General features: G+C 59.8%; 15 protein-coding genes. 1 reads left to right on the forward strand and 14 read right to left on the reverse strand.

What is annotated here, in order from left to right; all coding sequences use genetic code 11:
• Positions 1-172: 172 nt before the first annotated feature.
• Positions 173-910: a YebC/PmpR family DNA-binding transcriptional regulator gene (locus tag ACNSPV_RS11905; protein ID WP_044954219.1), complete on the reverse strand. Its 738-nt coding sequence runs from the start codon at positions 908-910 to the stop codon at positions 173-175.
• A 181-nt stretch (positions 911-1,091) separates the two neighbouring features.
• The gene (locus ACNSPV_RS11910; RefSeq protein ID WP_348583240.1) at positions 1,092-2,630 is read right to left on the reverse strand and encodes an RsmB/NOP family class I SAM-dependent RNA methyltransferase; all 1,539 of its coding nucleotides are present in this window, start codon (positions 2,628-2,630) and stop codon (positions 1,092-1,094) included.
• A gap of 105 nt (positions 2,631-2,735) precedes the next feature.
• Between ACNSPV_RS11910 and ACNSPV_RS11915 the strand changes: the two genes are divergently transcribed.
• Positions 2,736-2,942 (forward strand): hypothetical protein, encoded by a 207-nt coding sequence (locus ACNSPV_RS11915; protein ID WP_249236901.1) that lies wholly within the window; start codon positions 2,736-2,738, stop codon positions 2,940-2,942.
• A 124-nt stretch (positions 2,943-3,066) separates the two neighbouring features.
• Here the strand turns inward: ACNSPV_RS11915 and ACNSPV_RS11920 are convergent, their stop codons facing one another.
• The 12 genes from ACNSPV_RS11920 to ACNSPV_RS11975 all read right to left on the reverse strand — a co-directional run bounded on the left by ACNSPV_RS11920 (position 3,067) and on the right by ACNSPV_RS11975 (position 14,414).
• Positions 3,067-3,471: a Mini-ribonuclease 3 gene (locus tag ACNSPV_RS11920; RefSeq protein ID WP_348583238.1), complete on the reverse strand. Its 405-nt coding sequence runs from the start codon at positions 3,469-3,471 to the stop codon at positions 3,067-3,069.
• A gap of 9 nt (positions 3,472-3,480) precedes the next feature.
• Positions 3,481-4,764, reverse strand: coding sequence for a GTPase ObgE (obgE, locus tag ACNSPV_RS11925; protein ID WP_348583237.1), 1,284 nt, complete (start codon positions 4,762-4,764; stop codon positions 3,481-3,483).
• Between the two features lie 148 nt (positions 4,765-4,912).
• Positions 4,913-5,164 carry a 50S ribosomal protein L27 gene (gene rpmA / locus ACNSPV_RS11930; protein WP_097800350.1) on the reverse strand — a complete coding sequence of 84 codons (252 nt, stop codon included), beginning with the start codon at positions 5,162-5,164 and terminating at the stop codon, positions 4,913-4,915.
• A 14-nt stretch (positions 5,165-5,178) separates the two neighbouring features.
• Positions 5,179-5,490 carry a 50S ribosomal protein L21 gene (rplU, locus tag ACNSPV_RS11935; protein ID WP_120120768.1) on the reverse strand — a complete coding sequence of 104 codons (312 nt, stop codon included), beginning with the start codon at positions 5,488-5,490 and terminating at the stop codon, positions 5,179-5,181.
• Positions 5,491-5,638: 148 nt separating this feature from the next.
• A complete protein-coding gene (gene lgt / locus ACNSPV_RS11940) occupies positions 5,639-6,679 on the reverse strand; it encodes a prolipoprotein diacylglyceryl transferase (RefSeq protein WP_348583235.1) in 1,041 nt (346 codons plus the stop codon).
• Positions 6,676-7,986, reverse strand: coding sequence for an EF-P 5-aminopentanol modification-associated protein YfmH (yfmH, locus tag ACNSPV_RS11945; RefSeq protein ID WP_348583234.1), 1,311 nt, complete (start codon positions 7,984-7,986; stop codon positions 6,676-6,678). Before yfmH ends, lgt begins: the two co-directional genes overlap by 4 nt.
• Positions 7,973-9,271: a M16 family metallopeptidase gene (locus ACNSPV_RS11950; RefSeq protein WP_348583233.1), complete on the reverse strand. Its 1,299-nt coding sequence runs from the start codon at positions 9,269-9,271 to the stop codon at positions 7,973-7,975. Before ACNSPV_RS11950 ends, yfmH begins: the two co-directional genes overlap by 14 nt.
• Before the next feature lie 39 nt (positions 9,272-9,310).
• Positions 9,311-10,123, reverse strand: a complete 813-nt coding sequence (locus tag ACNSPV_RS11955) for a M15 family metallopeptidase (protein ID WP_348583232.1) — start codon at positions 10,121-10,123, stop codon at positions 9,311-9,313.
• Positions 10,124-10,465: 342 nt separating this feature from the next.
• The gene (locus tag ACNSPV_RS11960; RefSeq protein ID WP_348583231.1) at positions 10,466-11,665 is read right to left on the reverse strand and encodes an aspartate kinase; all 1,200 of its coding nucleotides are present in this window, start codon (positions 11,663-11,665) and stop codon (positions 10,466-10,468) included.
• Between the two features lie 92 nt (positions 11,666-11,757).
• Positions 11,758-12,663, reverse strand: coding sequence for a homoserine kinase (gene thrB, locus ACNSPV_RS11965; RefSeq protein ID WP_249236910.1), 906 nt, complete (start codon positions 12,661-12,663; stop codon positions 11,758-11,760).
• A 27-nt stretch (positions 12,664-12,690) separates the two neighbouring features.
• Positions 12,691-13,926 (reverse strand): homoserine dehydrogenase, encoded by a 1,236-nt coding sequence (locus tag ACNSPV_RS11970; RefSeq protein WP_249236912.1) that lies wholly within the window; start codon positions 13,924-13,926, stop codon positions 12,691-12,693.
• Positions 13,927-13,973: 47 nt separating this feature from the next.
• Complete coding sequence (locus ACNSPV_RS11975; protein ID WP_005945891.1) at positions 13,974-14,414, reverse strand: ACT domain-containing protein; 441 nt, start codon at positions 14,412-14,414, stop codon at positions 13,974-13,976.
• Positions 14,415-14,569: the final 155 nt, after the last annotated feature.

Here is a 14,569-nt window from a genome sequence, read left to right on the forward strand (position 1 = left end):
CCCCTTTCCCCCGCCGGTATGCCTTGCCGGCGGGGGATTTTTATTGCTCAGCGAAGATATCGGGCCGACCTTCATTCCACAACACAGCACAAAAAAGCCGCCTTTCGTGCCTCGCAGCACAAAAAGCGGCTTTTTATCGTCTTATTTCAGAAGCAAAGAGCCTTGCGGAAGCTTATTCCGGCAGGTCCTCTTCGTTCTCCAGGCTGTGCCAGACGTTCTGGACGTCATCATTGTCTTCCAGCGCATCCAGCAGCTTGCCCATCAGCTTCAGCTGATCGGGGTCGGTCAGGCGGGTGGTGGTCATGGGCACCATAGCCAGATCGTCGGACAGGATCTCGTAGCCCTTCTCCTCCATGGCCTTGACCACGGCAGAGTAGTTCTCGGGATCGGTGGTGATCTCAGCTGCATCCTCGCTGGCGTCGAAGTCCTCGGCACCGGCATCCAGAGCATCCATCATAGCCTCGTCGGCATCCTTATCTTCCAGAGAGATATCAATGACACCCTTCTGGCTGAACAGGAAGCCCACGCAGCCCATAGCACCCAGATTGCCGCCGTTCTTGTCGAAGTAGTGACGCAGATCGGCAGCGGTACGGTTGCGGTTGTCGGTCAGGGTCTCCACCATAACGGCAACGCCGCCGGGGCCGTAGCCTTCGTAGGTGATTGCTTCGTACTCGGTCTTATCGCCGCCCTCAGCCTTCTTGATGATGCGCTGGATGTTATCGTTGGGCACGCTCATGCGCTTTGCCTTGGCGATCAGGTCAGCCAGCTTGCTGTTGGAAGCAGGGTTCGGGCCGCCGGTACGGACGGCAACGCTGATCTCGCGGCCGATCTTGGTAAAGACCTTCGCCTTTGCGCCGTCGGTCTTTTCCTTCTTGCGCTTAATATTGTTCCATTTGCTATGTCCAGACATGGGAAAGAGCCTCCTGTATATTCTCAAATCTCCGCCTGCGGGCAGACGGGCTGTGGTCGCCCGCATTGTGGCAGCACACAAAATCTAACTCTATTATTGTAGCACAACCGGGCAGAGCGTTCAAGTCTTATCGGCCCGGTTTTCGGCGGATCGTAGGGAAAAATGCGCTTTTTCTGCCTGTTTACAGCAGCCGCAGGGCCTTGGGGTAGTGGTTTTTCACCCGCCCGCCGGACACCTTGCCGCCGCCCAGCGGCCAGCCGTCCACCGTCACACAGCACCAGCCGTCTGCGGCAGTGCGGGCCTCCACCTCATGGCCGGAAAGGTACTCTGTCGTGCGCGGGTCGGCAAGGGTCAGCTGCTCGCAGTTCGTACACTGCGCGCCGAACGCCGTGAACAGGTGGTGCTCCGGCACAAAGCGGCCCTTCTGCACGCTGCCCACGAACACGCCCGCCCGCAACACATGCAGGTTCGTCTGCGGGAAGGGCACCGGCAGCAGCACACCGCCGCCATGCACCACAGCCGGGCGGTCTGCCAGCGCCGGGAAATACTGCCCGGCAAATTCATGCCACGCTGCAAGGCTCTGGGCAGGGCTTGTCTCCCCTGCCTGTGCTTCGCGGCTGCGCTTGCTGCCCTGCACCGCCTCACGGCAGGCGCGGGCATTCTCGCGGCGGGCGCTGCGGGCGTCCGGGGTCTTGGCAGTCTTGCCGTTCTTTCCCTTGGCCTTTTTGCCTGCGGCTTCCGCTGCGGTCAGCCAGAGCTGCTCCTCCGGGGTGTATTCTCCTTCCGGCGGCAGGGCGCGGGGCGTGCCTGCCTTGATAAGCCTTGCCATAAAATGCCCCTCGCCGCCCTGACAGGGCCAGATGCGCCGCACCTTGCTCACATCCAGCGGCAGATCGCCGGTGCGGTTGGCTTCGCCCTCGCTGCCAAAGGTGTAGTCCACATTTCCCAAGGCATCTGCAAGTGTGAACTCCGGGTGGCGCTGCAGGAATGCCGCCACCTGTCCCTCGTCCTCCTCCGGCGCAAAGGTGCAGGTGGAATAAACCAGCTGCCCGCCCGGGGCCAGCACGGCAGCTGCACAGTCCAGAATTTCCGTGCCCAGCTCAGCACACTGCTTCACCAGCGCTTCACAGTGCTGCTGACGAGCCACCGGCTCCTTGCGGAACATGCCCTCGCCGGAACAGGGTGCATCCACCAGAACACGGTCAAAAAACTCCGGCAGAGCGTCCGCAATGCGGGCGGGCGACTCATTGAGCACCACCGCATTGGACACGCCCATGCGTTCCAGATTGCTTTTCAGGATATCCGCACGGGCCGCAACATATTCGTTGCTCACCAGCACACCGCGCCCCTGCAATGCCGCCGCCAGCTGACTGCTTTTGCCGCCGGGGGCTGCACACATGTCCAGCACGCGCATCCCGGGCCGCACGCCCAGCAGCGGCGCTGCCGAGGACGCCGACGGCTCCTGCGAGTAAAACACGCCCGCATGGTGGTACGGATGCCGCCCGGGCTTAAAGTCCGGCTGGTGCACCACAAATGCCGCCTTGCAAAAGGGTGATGCTTCCAGCGAAAAGTCTGCCTTTGCGGCGAACTGCTCCGGCGTCGTGCGCAGGGCCGAGACCGTCACGCCGCGCTCGGCGGTCTCCTGCGGGGCCGCGTACAGTGCGTCGAACCGCTCTCCCAACAGGGCACGCTCCCGCTGCTCAAAATATTCTGTAGGCATTCTGCAATCCTCCTGTGGGATGTATAAAGCCGCCGTCTGCGGCCAAACTAGGTCTTGTGAGGGGCACACCGCCCCGCACGGAAAACCGAAAGGAGATCATTCACTATGGCAACCGAAAACCGCAGCAATAACTGCAAGAATCAGACCTCGAACCGTACGTCCAACCAGACTTCCAACCGCACCAGCAATCAGACCTCCAACAGCGCCACCAACGAGCACAAGCACCCCAACCAGTACACCAAGGGCGCTGACGACGAAAGTGCCAAAAACTCCACGAACAGCCGTTCCAGCAACGCCAGAAACAGCCGCTAACGCTGCCCTGCGCGCCTGACGGACCACAGACGTGCACCCTTTGACCTTTCTCTCAAACCGCAAAGCCCGCTGCCCTCCGGCACTGTTTTCCAGTGCGGAAAGCAGCGGGCTTTCGCATGTTTACTTACTTGTCGTTGGGGTCAAACTGCTGCCAGAGCGTATCAAACAGCTCATGCACACGGCTCAGCTGACCATTCAGATACAGCCAGCCCAGCAGGCACTCGAAACCGGTGGAAGCGCGGTATTCCTCAGGGGATGCATGCTTTGCCACACTGGCCTTGCTGGCGTTGCGGCCCCGCTTGAACACAGCCAGTTCGTCCTCGGTGAACAGCGGCTCCAGCAGCTGCTCCTCCCGGAACTGTGCCCGGGCCGAAACATATTTGACCTTTTCTGCGTTGAGCTTTCCGGCAGACAGGCGGTGGTGCTCCACCAGCCGCTGACGCACCAGCAGTTCCAGCACGCTGTCACCTACAAAGGCCAGCGCCAACGGGCTGAGCTCCCGCGGGTCGATCTTTTCTGATTCGTTCATAGTGACCTCTTAGAAGATATAATCGAACTGGTAATCGCCGATGAGGATGGTATCGTTCTCCTGCACGCCCTTTTCCACCAGAGCATCCAGAATGCCGCTCTCTCCCAGCTGACGCTGGAAGAACTGCAGGCTTTCGTAGTCGTCCACATTGCTGCCGGCCAGAATGTATTCCAGCCACGGGGCTTCCACGCTCCATACATGGGCTTCCATGCGCTTGATCTCAAACGCACGGTCGTTGGCCTTGGGTTCGGGCTTCTTGTACTCGGGAGCAAACACCGGCACCGGCGGGATATCCTTCAGGCGGTTATACACGAGGCCCGGCAGCTCCCGGACGCCCTGCATGGTGGCGGCAGAGATGGGCACGAAGGTCAGACCCTTGGCTTCCACATACTTGCGGAAAGCTTCGATCTGCTCCTCGGTGGCCAGATCGCACTTGTTGCCAATGACGATCTGCGGACGCTCAGCCAGCACAGGGCTGAACTTTGCCAGTTCCTCGTTGATTTTTTCAAAATCCTCGATGGGCTCACGGCACTCGCTGCCGGAGACGTCCACCACATGCAGCAGCAGGCGGCAGCGCTCCACATGGCGCAGGAAGTCGTGGCCCAGACCGATGCCCTCGCTGGCACCCTCGATCAGGCCGGGGATATCGGCGCAGACAAAGCTTGCGCCCTCTGCCACGGATACGACACCCAGCGTGGGCACCAGCGTGGTGAAGTGGTAGTTTGCGATCTTGGGCTTGGCTGCGCTGATGGTGGAGATGAGGGTGGACTTGCCCACATTGGGGAAGCCGATCAGGCCCACATCGGCGATCAGTTTCAGCTCCAGCGTCACCTGAATGTCCTCGCCGGGCATACCGGGCTTTGCAAACTTGGGGATCTGGCGGGTGGGCGTGGCAAAATGCGCATTGCCGTAACCGCCGCGGCCGCCCTTTGCGATGGTGACAGGGGTGTGGTCGGACAGATCCGCAATGACAAGGCCGCTCTCGGCGTCCTTGATGACGGTGCCCAGCGGCACCTTGATGACAAGGTTCTCCGCGTTTTTGCCGTGGCACAGGCTGGCGCCGCCCTTGCCGCCCTCCGGGGCCACATACTTGCGCTTATAGCGGAAGTCCATCAGGGTGGTCAGGTGATCGTCCACCACAAAAATAATGTCGCCGCCACGGCCGCCATCGCCGCCGTCCGGGCCGCCAGCGGCCACGAATTTTTCACGGTGAAAGCTCACCGCACCGTCGCCGCCCTTGCCCGCGTGGAGCCATATCGTGGCGATGTCGATAAAGTTGGTTTGTGCTGCCATACAGCCCCTCCTTAGTTTTTACCTCTATTCAGCTCGCCCCTCGGGAGAGCTGGACGCGCCAGAGCGCGGCCTGAGAGGGTTCTTTTCATCAAAAAGAGCCGGGCCACGAGGGTCCGGCTCTCTACGTTTTGCAGTTATCCGAAAGAAGTTACTGCTTGACGCTGCACTTCTTGCCGTTCTTGCCCACGCGCTCAAAACGGACGGTACCGTCCACCAGAGCAAACAGGGTATCATCGCTGCCCTTGCCAACGTTCTCACCCGGCATGATATGGGTGCCACGCTGACGAACCAGGATGTTGCCGGCCAGAACGAACTGACCGTCTGCACGCTTGGTGCCCAGACGCTGTGCTGCGGAATCGCGGCCGTTCTTGGTGCTGCCTACGCCCTTTTTATGTGCCATTGTAATTTACCTCCTTAGCCGTTGATCGCAGTGATCTCAACCTTGGTGAAGGGCTGACGATGGCCCATACGGCGAGCACTGTGCTTCTTTGCGCGATAGGTGATGATGTTCAGCTTCTTGCCCTTGCCATTCTTGATGACCTTAGCAGAAACGGTAGCACCCTCAACAACAGGAGCGCCAACCTTCACAGAACCCTCCTCGCCAATAGCGAGAACCTGATCAAACTTCACTTCGGAGTCGGCCTCAACGTCCAGCTTTTCGATGTAGACGATGTCGCCCTGCTCCACGCGGTACTGCTTACCGCCGGTAACAATGATTGCGTACATTTTGTTCATTCCTTTTCGTTGTACTCGCTGGTCGTAAAGGCAGGCCCTTACACTGGGCCATTTCAGGCGCCCACACCACGCGGCTAGAATAGTATAGCAAAAAAAGGCCGGGATTGCAAGAGGAATTTTCCTCTTTCCGAAAGATTTTTTATTTTTCCGCCTTTCCGCTTTCCGCGATGGTGCGTTTTACTTCGGCGTTATACGCTTCGGTGCGCTCCACAAAGAGCTTGCGCGGGCTGGAAGCCAGCAGCTGGGTCTTGCTGCCTGCAAAGGCGATGGGCCCGTCCAGCTTTTTCATGGCCGCTTTATTATCAGCGTTCAAAGCCAGCTCCACCATCAGGGGTTTGTCCTTGAACTTATGGGTAAAGTAGATCTCTGCCGCCACACCGGCCACCACGGCGATGCCTGCCACCAGCTGGGACGCCCGCAGTCCAATAGAAGGCACCAGCATCAGACTGTCGGTGCGCAGTGCTTCGATCCAGAAGCGGCCTGCACCGTACCAGATCATATACCGCAGGGCGATGTCGCCGTTGAATCTGCGCTTTTTGATGTAGCGGAACAGCAGGAGAAAGCCCACGAAGCACCAGATGCTCTCATACAGGAAGGTAGGATGCACCGGCAGGTTCGGGTCGATGGTCACGCCGCTCTGGGCTGTGACCGTACTGCCCATGAGGTATGCTCTGGTAGCCTCGCTGTACATGCCCCACGGCAGGGTGGTATTGCAGCCGAAGGCCTCCTGATTGAAGAAGTTGCCCCAGCGGCCGCAGCCCTGCCCCAGCAGAAAGCCCATGGCGGTCAGGTCGAACATGGGCAGCACCGGCACGCCCCGCCATTTGCAGGCAAGGCCTCCGAACACAAAGCCGCCGATGATACCGCCGTAGATGGCCAGACCACCGTCGCGGACCGCGATCATCTCCCAGATGCTCTCATATTTAAAAGGTGCCATGGCCACATAGTAGGCGCGGGCGCTGACAATGCCCAGCACGATGCCGATCAGGATCACATCCACCATGCTGTCCGGGTCCACGCCGAACTCGATGCTGTGACGGAACGCGAACACCAGCGCCAGACAGATGCCGAACGCGATGCACACGCCATACCAGTAAATGCTGAATCCACCGATGGAAAAGGCCACGCGGTTGAGCTCAAAGCTCAGGCCAAGGCCCGGGAACTGTACCAGATTTGTCATTCTGCTTCCTCCTCGTCCTCTGCCAGCGGCGCAGTGCCGTCCGGCTGGATATACATGACAGCCATGCGCTCTGTGCTGAGGATGTGCTGCAGCGCTGCATCCGCATCCTCCGCGGTCAGGCCCGCCAGCATGGCGATCTGCTGGGCCACCGTCTGGCCGGAAAGGGCAAAATCTGCCATCTGACTGGCCGAATCCTCCACATTTTCGAGGTTTTCGATCAGCTGGCCGTATTTTTCGTTCTTGCACAGGGTAAAGATCTCCCGGTCCACGCCTTCTGCGCGGATGCGGGCGATCTCGTCCAGAAGCATCTGCTTCACGGCATCGGGGGCGTCGCTCTCGCCGGTGAACAGGATGCAGCAGCAGCCGTCCACCCGCAGCACTTCCCCGCCAAAGCCCGGGTTCACAAGACTCTCGTCGTACAGGCGGCGGTACAGCGGCGACATGCCGCCGGTGATGCAGCTCAGGATCAGATCATACAGCGCTTCGGTGCGCAGGTCGCCGGACGGCAGCGGCTCTTCCTTGAAGCCCACGCCGAAGCAGGGCTTGGACACCGGCATCTTCAGCGTTTTTTCCGCTGCGGCCAGCGTCATGGGCTCCGGCGTCCAAAGGCGCCGCACACCCTCTGCCGTGCGGGGCTCCGTCAGACCATGGCGCTCGCAGGCGGCTAAAATTTGCTCCATGGTGGTATTGCCAGCCGCTGCCAGAACCATGTTGCCCGGTGCATAGAACGCTTTGCAGCTGTCGTAGAGCATTTCGGGCGTAATTTCCGCAATGCTCTCCACCGTACCCGCGATATCACTGCGGATGGGGTGGCTGTGGTACAGGCACTCGAACAGGCCGGTGATGAGCCGCCAGTCCGGGCTGTCATCGTACATCTTGATCTCCTGCCCGATGATGCCCTGTTCCTTGGCGATGGTCTGCTCGGTAAAATAGGGGTGGGTCACCATGCCCAGCAGCACATCCAGACTCTCGTCCAGCTGCTGGGTCGCGGTGAACAGATAGCAGGTGCGGTCAAAGCTGGTGAAGGCATTGGCGTTCGCGCCGGTCTTTGCGTACTTTGCAAAGGCATCTCCGTCCTGATCCTCGAACATCTTGTGCTCGAGGAAGTGTGCCACGCCTGCGGGCAGGTGCACTTCTTTTCCGTCCAGCCGGAAATCCCGGTCGATGGAGCCAAAGCGGGTGGCAAAAATGACATGGGTGCTGGAATAGCCCGGCATAGGCCGCACGATGACGGTCAGGCCGGAGGGCAGGATCTTCCACTGATCGGCCACGGTCTTTTCCAGCAGGGTCTGATCATTCTGCGGCATGGGCGTCCACCTCCTTTGTGAGCAGATAGCTGACCGAGAGGGTCAGCTTACGCAGGATCGTGCGCACATCGTCCCGGGTCACGGCCTGCAGGGCGGCGCGGGCCTCGGCGGGCGTCTGGACTTTGGCAGGGTCGCCGCCGCTGCGCAGCACCTCGATGTAATACCATGTCTCAATGCCGCCCAGCGTATCCTCCACGCCCTGCATCCCGCTCAGCAGTCCCCGGCGGCAGTCCTCCAGCTCCTCATCGGTGATGGGCCCGCTGCACAGGTCGGCCAGCTCCTTCAGGATAGCCTGCTCTGCGCGGGCAGCGTCGGCGTGCTCCACGCCGCTGTTCACAGCCATGCTGCCGGTAAAGCTCTGGAACGAGGACGAGCAGTAGTAACACAAATGGTCACGCTCGCGCACATTCAGGAACAGGCGGCTGGTCACGCTGCCGCCATACAGCGCCATGGCAAGGCGGACTGCTGCCAGCTGTTCGGTGCGCATGGGCTCGCCCAGCGTGAACAGCATACACAGCTTTGCCTGCACCATATCGTAGGTTTCTACCCTGTGCACAGGCTCGCGGCGCGGCATGGCAATGTTCTCGGCCAGCGGCAGCGGAGCCCGGTCGATGGCGGCAAGTTCGGCCAGCAGGGCATCCCGCACGGCTGCCGTCTGCGCGGCGTCGCAGCCCAGCACAAGCAGCTCAATGTTCGCGGTCCGCAGCATCTCGTAATAAGCCGTGGTGAGCTGTTCCGGCGTCAGGTCGTCCACCTCTTCCAGATAGCCCTCCTGCCGCACGCCTGCCGGGCTGTCGCCAAAGAATTCCCGGTTGGCCTGATGCAGGCAGTACAGACGCTTATCGTTGATCTCATCCTCCAGCGCCTTTTTCAGCATCTGCTTTTCAATGCCCACAGCCTCCGGGTCAAAGGTCCCGCCCACAAAATAGGGGTGGAAGGCCGCGCCCAGTGCAATGGATGCATATTCCCGCGTCAGTTCTTCGCCTTCCAGCGCAAATTTATCCTTGATGCCGGTGACGCTGACGCACAGATTGTGGCTGCAGCCCATGGGCCGGGCATCCACCGTGAGATCTGCACCGTAGAGCTTGGCCAGCTTTTTGGTCAGTCGGGTCATGTCCGGGCAGTCGGCATAGCCGCGCTCCATCACAAGGGGCAAAAGTGCATGTGCCGTAGCGGTCTCCCGCTTTGCCGGAAAGGCAAAATGGATGCTGATGCGGCAGCGGTTGAATTTTTCCGCCGGGTCGCAGGAAAGGTGCACGCCCGGCGCAATGAGAGTACGTTTCAATTTGTTCCTCCGCCCTGCTTTTGCAGGGAGCTTTTTATTTTATGATGCCTTCTGCAAGGCAAGAAATTCTTCCAGACTCAAGCCGCTGGCCCGGATGGCAAGGGCATTTTCTGTACCCACATACCGCCAGTGCCACGGCTCGAACACCACACCGGTCGCGGCCTGCCGGTCTTCCGGGTAGCGCAGGATGAAGCCGTATTCCGCGGCATAAGCGGTCAGCCACTCGTAGGCGCGGGTCGTATCAAAGCCGGTGTCACGGTCCGGGTAGTCGCTGCTGAGGATATCCGCCGCATAACCGGTGCCATGCTCGTTGCATTCCGCAGGCAGCTGGATGTCTGCGGACAGGCTGGCGGCTTCCTCCTCGGTCTTGCCCTTTTCCAGATACTGCTGCTTCTGTGCCTCATAGGCTGCGGTCCGGGCATCTGCGTCCTGATAGCCTGCGGACAGCACCAGCGCAACGCCATCCTCTGCCGCTGCGGCAGACATCTGCCGGTAGGCATCGGCAGCTTCCGCTTCCAGCTGGATGGTGCCATCCTCATTGGCCGGGGCAAGGGTCGGCGACGGTTCCCCGGCAAAGGGCAGATTGGCGTTTACCAGTACAAGCCGCGCATCGTCGGCGTCAAAGGTGTAGCCGGTGCCGCTGTAGCTGGCAGCTTCAAAGCTCCGGGGCCCGGCAAGCAGAGCGTTTGCTTTGGGCAGCAGCCAGAGGATGCCCCGGGTCATCAGAGCCACGATGCCAGCACAGATCAGGATCAGGAGCGCCCAGTTGCGGGCCAGACGCAGGCGCTTGCGGCGCATGTATTGCTCACGGGTCATACGGGGCTTTACAGTTTTTTTGCTGGTTGGTTCCATGGTGCGTTGCAGCTCCTTTGGCAGAATTTGCAGCGCGCTGCGCCGCACAGATACAGTGTATATTATACACCCCTTTGCATTTTGTGTAAACGCCGGAAGTGTAAAATAAGTATGACCGTCCTCGTCAGCGGCCTTGCCCTCTCCGTCCGCTCACGCTGTTCGTGTCCACCTCTCCCAAAGTGAGAGGCCTTGGCAGAACCAGAAAGTTTTTCTCTTCGCCAGAGGCTCGCCCTTTGGGAGAGCTGTCGCGCAAACGACTGAGAGGGCGAGGCCGTTAACAAAAAGAGCGCCGTACAGCTCTCAAAGAAACTGTACAGCGCACAAAATTCATTTTTTTACAAATCAGTCAAACAGCATATCGTGGATGGCGGAAACGGCCTTGTCGGCATCCCCGCGGTCGATGATGCAGGAGATCTTGATCTCGCTGGTGGAGATCATTTTGATGTTGATATTGTTGTTGGACATTGCCTCGAACATCTTGGAAGCAACGCCGCTGTGGCTCTGCATACCGGCACCCACGATGGAGACCTTTGCGCAGGTGGTGTCCACGCTCACATCATTGAAGTGTGCGCTCTCCTTCAGCACGCGCATGGCCAGATCGGCTTCGCCCTCAGAGCAGGTAAAGCTGATATCCTTCTTGCCATCGCGGCCGGTGGACTGCAGGATGATGTCCACGTTGATGTTCTTCTGTGCCAGCAGACCGAAGATCTTGAAGCTCATGCCCGGCTCGTCGGGAACGTTCAGAATCGTGATAACAGCAACATCAGCGTCCTTTGCGACGCCCTTGATCAGCATACCTTCCATGTCTTTCGTAACCTCCTTGACCACCGTACCGGGCACGGGATTCAGGCTGGAGAGCACCTCCAGCTCCACATTATACTTCTTCGCCAGTTCCACGCTGCGGTTGTTCAGCACCTGTGCGCCCAGAGATGCCAGCTCCAGCATCTCGTCAAAGGTGATCTCCTCCAGCTTGCGGGTGTTGCGCACCTTGCGCGGGTCGGCAGTGTAAACGCCTTCCACATCGGTATAGATCTGGCAGCGGTCTGCGTGCAGGGCTGCTGCAATGGCAACCGCACTGGTGTCGGAACCGCCGCGGCCCAGAGTGGTGATGTCGTCCAGCTTGTTCAGCCCCTGGAAGCCAGCTACAACAACAACACGGTTGCGCTCCAGCTCCGAGGAGATACGCTCGGTCTCCAGACGGCTGATGCGTGCCTTGGTGTAGGCGCGGTCGGTGCGGAAGCCTGCCTGCCAGCCGGTCAGGCTGATGGCATGGCAGCCCAGCTCATTCAGCGCCATGGCCAGCAGCGAAATGCTGATCTGCTCGCCGGTAGCCAGCAGCATATCCATTTCACGAGCCGAAGGGTTGTGGGTGATTTCCCCAGCCTTGGCGATCAGGTCATCGGTGGTATCGCCCTGAGCGGACACCACCACAACTACGTCATTGCCCGCGTTGTGGGTATTTGCCACAATGCGTGCCACGTTGAAGATACGGTCACGGTCCTTCACCGAAGAACCGCCGAACTTCTGTACGATCAACGCCATATCTTGTCACTCTCCTCTTTTTGTCCCTTGATCAAAAGGGGTACACCGGGTGGAAGCAGCAGGCAGAACCTTGCACTTCCCTATCCCATTTATCATTCCACCGTTGCGCCGGTGTTATCGGCATCCAAACGCAGCAATGTAAATGCTTCACATCCGTCCAGACCTTCCAGAAGCTCCAGACCCTTTTCCAGCTTGGAATAGAACTTTTCGGCCTCAGCCTTTTCGGCCACCGCCATCACGGTGCTGCCCGCACCGGAAACATAGACCGCCTTTGCACCACACAGGCGCGCCATGTCGAACACTTCCTTGGAGCCCGGCATCAGCGGCATGCGGTAGGGCTGGTGCAGCTTATCCTCCGTGGCAATGGCCAGCAGGTCATGTCTGCCCTCACAGAAAGCGGCAGGCACCAGCGCTGCACGCGAAAGGTTATATACCGCATCCTTGTGGGAGACCTCTTTGGGCAGGGCCGCACGGGCGGCTTCCGTCAGCAGCTTGTAGTCCGGCACGATGGCGGCAAAGCACAGTGTTTCGTCCACATTGCGCTTGACCGAGTACACCTTGCCCTCCTCAAACACGCTGCTGGTTAGACCGCCCAGCAGGGCCGGGGCCACGTTATCGGGGTGGCCCTCGATGGAGGTGGCCAGCGTGAGCAGCTCCTGGGTGTTGAGCACATCGCCCAGCATCCGGTTGGCACCCAGCAGGCCCGCGATGATGCAGGCCGAAGAAGAGCCCAGACCCCGGGCCATGGGAATGGGGTTGGTCTGGGTGATCTTGAGGGGCGGGATCTGCTTGCCAACTTTTTCAAACAGGCCCTTTGCCGAGCGGTACACCAGATTGGATTCACCGCGCGGGATGCGGGTACCGTCCGCAGACGAGATATCCAGCACCTCGCTGTCTTCAAAGGTGACCGTATTATACAGCGTCACCGCCAGACCCAGCGCATCAAAGCCGGAGCCGATGTTCGCGCTGGTGGCCGGGACAGAAACCTTGATCTTCATAGCCGCTGCACCTTTCTTTTTCCGTTATCAGTTTTCTTCCGGCAGACGCTTGAGCACCAGCTTCACGCTGCCGCCCACGGCCTCCACCTTGCGGGCCGCTTCGGACAGGGCTTTGTCGTCGGCACGCTCCACAAAGTAGGCGCAGCCCTCGTAGCGCTCATCCACCACCTTGCCGTAGCCGTAGATAGCTTCCACCACTGCGGGAGCAATGCCTGCCACACGCACATAATATGCGGCAGGAGCAGGATCGGTGAGCATGCCGTCCACCGGCTCAGCGGGCTGCCAGAACAGGCTGTCGTGCACCTTGGCGCCATGCTTCAGGGCATCCACCACATCGGCCACAACGGCGCTGGCGGTGGGCAGCTTGCCGGCACCCTTGCCGTAGAACACCACATCGCCCAGCATATCGCCCTTGACCAGCACGGCGTTGAACACATCGTCCACGCTGGCCAGCTGGTTTGCCTTGGGCACCAGACAGGGCTCCACACCCGCCGCCACACTGCCGTCCTTGCCGCGCTTCATCCATGCGATCAGCTTGATGACACAGCCCAGCTTTTCAGCTGCTGCCACATCAGCGGCGGTGATATCGCGGATGCCGCGGGTGGGAATGTTCTGGGGGTAGATCTGGTGGCCGCAGACCAGCGAGGACAGAATGGCGATCTTGCGGCAGGCATCGCGGCCATCCACATCGTCGCTGGGATCCTTGGTCTCCGCGTAGCCCAGCTCCTGCGCAATTTTCAGTGCATCGTCAAAGCCCAGACCCTCGCGCACCATCTTGGTGAGCATGAAGTTGGTGGTGCCGTTCACGATGCCCTCCACCTCGGTGATGACGTTCGCGGCCAGACACTGGTGCATCGGCGTAATGATGGGGGTGCCGCCGCCCACAGAAGCCTCGAACAGGAAGGCACAGCCGTGCTCTTTGGCAAGGCCCAGCAGCTCGGCACCGTAGGTAGCCACCATTTCCTTGTTGGAGGTGCACACGCTGCGGCCGCTCTCAAGACAGGCCTTTACATACGGGTAGGCAAAGCGGGTGCCGCCGATGGTCTCCACCACCACCCTGATCTCCGGGTCTTCCAGAATGACATCAAAGTTCTTGACAAACAGGTTTGCGGCCGGATGACCGGAAAAATCCTTCGGGTCCAGAATATACTTGACCTCTACCGGCTCACCTGCACGGCGGGAGACACTCGCAGCGTTGCGGCACAAAACCTCGTACACGCCGCTGCCCACCGTGCCAAAGCCCAGAATTGCAATTTTAGCCATTGTTGCTCTCCCTCGTTTTCCTGAGTTTTCCTGATTTGATATCTACTTTACAGATTGTATCCGCAGTGCACACCCACCACCATGCGCTGACGCGAAAGCTTTTCGGTCAGCTCTTCCGGAGTCATCTGCATGGTGTCGGTGCGGATGGTGACTGCCACCAGTGCTGCACCGTTTTCCGGCGTGGACTGGTTGATGGTCACAATGCTGGCACCTGCAGCGCTGATGCCTGCCAGCAGGCTCTGCAGCGCACCGGTCTCATCCCGCAGAGTGGCCATGACGGTGATCACTTCACGGCCATTCTCGGAATCAAAGATGCAGTCCTTATACTTATAAAAAGCGCTGCGCGAAAGATCAACTGCACGGGTAGCAGCGGAAATGCTGCGTGCCTCCCCGCTGGCCAGAAGCTCTTTGGCGCGTACCACCTTGAGAAAAACCTCAGGCAGCACCTGCGCGTCCACCAGATAAAAGCGGCGTTCCAACTTGTTCACCTCACAAACACAAGTGTTCTTGCAGTGAATATAATAACATCCGGCCCCCTGCAATGCAAGGGGTCGGATGCGTTTTTGTCAGATTACCCAGTTTTGTTGTGTGAAGTGCGGTGTTTCCTTGCCGGATTCACCCCGGGACTGTGTTGAAAGTACGC

Source organism: Faecalibacterium sp. 3, from assembly GCF_048323735.1.
GTDB classification, from domain to species: Bacteria; Bacillota; Clostridia; order Oscillospirales; family Ruminococcaceae; genus Faecalibacterium; species Faecalibacterium wellingii.

Excerpts from the sequence above, each read along its gene's own strand:
- ACNSPV_RS11905 (WP_044954219.1), bottom strand. The coding sequence starts at position 910 with ATGTCTGGACATAGCAAATGGAACAATATTAAGCGCAAGAAGGAAAAG.
- ACNSPV_RS11910 (WP_348583240.1), bottom strand. The coding sequence starts at position 2,630 with ATGCCTACAGAATATTTTGAGCAGCGGGAGCGTGCCCTGTTGGGAGAG.
- ACNSPV_RS11915 (WP_249236901.1), top strand. The coding sequence starts at position 2,736 with ATGGCAACCGAAAACCGCAGCAATAACTGCAAGAATCAGACCTCGAAC.
- ACNSPV_RS11920 (WP_348583238.1), bottom strand. The coding sequence starts at position 3,471 with ATGAACGAATCAGAAAAGATCGACCCGCGGGAGCTCAGCCCGTTGGCG.
- obgE (WP_348583237.1), bottom strand. The coding sequence starts at position 4,764 with ATGGCAGCACAAACCAACTTTATCGACATCGCCACGATATGGCTCCAC.
- rpmA (WP_097800350.1), bottom strand. The coding sequence starts at position 5,164 with ATGGCACATAAAAAGGGCGTAGGCAGCACCAAGAACGGCCGCGATTCC.
- rplU (WP_120120768.1), bottom strand. The coding sequence starts at position 5,490 with ATGTACGCAATCATTGTTACCGGCGGTAAGCAGTACCGCGTGGAGCAG.
- lgt (WP_348583235.1), bottom strand. The coding sequence starts at position 6,679 with ATGACAAATCTGGTACAGTTCCCGGGCCTTGGCCTGAGCTTTGAGCTC.
- yfmH (WP_348583234.1), bottom strand. The coding sequence starts at position 7,986 with ATGCCGCAGAATGATCAGACCCTGCTGGAAAAGACCGTGGCCGATCAG.
- ACNSPV_RS11955 (WP_348583232.1), bottom strand. The coding sequence starts at position 10,123 with ATGGAACCAACCAGCAAAAAAACTGTAAAGCCCCGTATGACCCGTGAG.
- ACNSPV_RS11960 (WP_348583231.1), bottom strand. The coding sequence starts at position 11,665 with ATGGCGTTGATCGTACAGAAGTTCGGCGGTTCTTCGGTGAAGGACCGT.
- thrB (WP_249236910.1), bottom strand. The coding sequence starts at position 12,663 with ATGAAGATCAAGGTTTCTGTCCCGGCCACCAGCGCGAACATCGGCTCC.
- ACNSPV_RS11970 (WP_249236912.1), bottom strand. The coding sequence starts at position 13,926 with ATGGCTAAAATTGCAATTCTGGGCTTTGGCACGGTGGGCAGCGGCGTG.